The sequence below is a fragment of the Chthonomonas sp. genome (genome assembly GCF_035294165.1).
Lineage (GTDB): Bacteria > Armatimonadota > Chthonomonadetes > Chthonomonadales > Chthonomonadaceae > Chthonomonas.
The window spans coordinates 1-1,683 of sequence record NZ_DATGLN010000011.1 but is presented as its reverse complement, the minus strand read 5'-3'; the positions used below and the strand labels follow the sequence as shown (position 1 = coordinate 1,683).

The 1,683-nt window shown below is 55.7% G+C and carries 2 protein-coding genes; both read right to left on the bottom strand.

The annotated features are described in order from the left end of the window. On the bottom strand, window positions 1-1,071 hold a 1,071-nt coding region (locus VKV29_RS00260), incomplete at its 3' end, for a carboxypeptidase-like regulatory domain-containing protein (RefSeq protein ID WP_324199289.1). A gap of 224 nt (window positions 1,072-1,295) precedes the next feature. After that, on the bottom strand, window positions 1,296-1,683 hold a 388-nt coding region (locus VKV29_RS00255; RefSeq protein WP_324199288.1), incomplete at its 5' end, for an ASPIC/UnbV domain-containing protein.

Here is a 1,683-nt window from a genome sequence, read left to right as displayed (position 1 = left end):
CGAGCTAAAATGAACGTTGTCGTTTGGGGAGCGCAGAATATCGAAACCCAAAAGGTTAGGAACCTGCTGATAGTCCCAAAAAAGATCACACTCCACGATGCTGCCGGCAGGAGCACTGCGTGTGTGAAGGGCATAGCGCAATGCCACCTTACGCGGGTCGGGCGCACGATGATTGGCCAATCCCTGCTTTTGAAGGATGTAGTTTTTAATGGCCTGATAGGCCCGCTGAAGGCGATTCGCGTTGGCAGCACGTGTGGCAACTTGAGGTACCGTGAAGGCATCGGCGTCGAAACCGGTAATGGCGGGCAGGGTGGAACTGCCACCGGGGGACAAAGTGAAGTTAAGCTGGGAGTTCGAGCCTGCCGTAAATGTGAGATTCGTGAAGGTTTGATTGATGTAGCCGGCAAAGGAGGCTGTGGCCGTGTAGGTGGCCGTGGTGGGGGTGCCGTTGGCTGTAAGGGTGGGTAGGGCCGGGATGGTGTAGTTGCCGTTTGTATCGGTGTAGGCGGTGAAGGAGCTAAGGCTGGTAAAGTACTGCCCTCCTGTCTGTTGGTCGGTAACGGGGCCGGGCGCCACGAACACACGCGCCCCTACAAGGGGGTTGCCATTCGTGTCGCGCACGGTGCCGGAAAGGGTTGCTTGGGTAGAAGTGGGCGACATCACCACATTGGCGTTGGAGGTGAAGCTGTCGCCGTTGAGGATTTCGATGGTGTTTTGGCCGCTCCATTGCTGGCCATTGATGACCTTTGTAGCTCGAACCACATAGATGGCCGAATTTTGGCCGGCGGGCACGGTAATATTGGGTATTTGGTAGTCACCCTCCTGTGTTGTGGTGGTGGACTGACCCGCGATGGTTACCGTGGCCCCGACAATGGGCGCTCCGTTAATATCGGTAACGGTGCCCAAAACCAGCCCACTGCTTTGCGGGTTGGGGCCGGGGTTGGAGGGCAAGGAGGAGCCAGAGCCACCACAACCGCCGAGAAGAACAGCTAGCCCCATACTTACCGTGCACAAGATGAGCGTGGAAAACCATTTACCGTTCTTTCTACAAGGCAGCAACCATCCGGACATCTATCGTTATCCTTCTAGTGAGGAGCCTCTTCGTCGCCTCACAGCATCAACTCATTACGATGAGTTTCTCACATTAAAGACGTTTGCACACATCGTGCGTGACGATCTGTGTGGGGGAAAGCCGGAGGGAGGCCAGCAAATCATAACTATTTTACCACCAAAACCCTGAATGTGTATGCGATTCTTTCTGCCTCGCGGTGCCTATGGAGTTCGCCCATACTGCTTTAGGCCTGTTTCCCCTGTGAACTGCCCTCACCCAGCGTGACAATGCGCTTGGTTGGTATCTGCCGATAAACATCTACCTGTCCGCTCGGCCAGCGCACCTCGATGTCCACAACCTTCGCACTCCCTACCCCGCAATGAACCCTCTTATCCGAGGCCGACATGTAGGAACCGTCCGTTTGGCACAACCGCAAGTACCTTTTGCCCTCCTCCGTCTTCACCCATACCAAGGCTCCTAAACCATCCCGATTGCTCTTGGTGCCTTGCAGACGACACTGCACCCAGTTTCCTGCCGAAGGGGTTTCGTTGTGGAGAAGCAGGGGAGCGCCTTCGGCATCTACAATAAGCACATCGAGGCGTCCGTCGTTATCATAGTCGCCGATAGCCAAT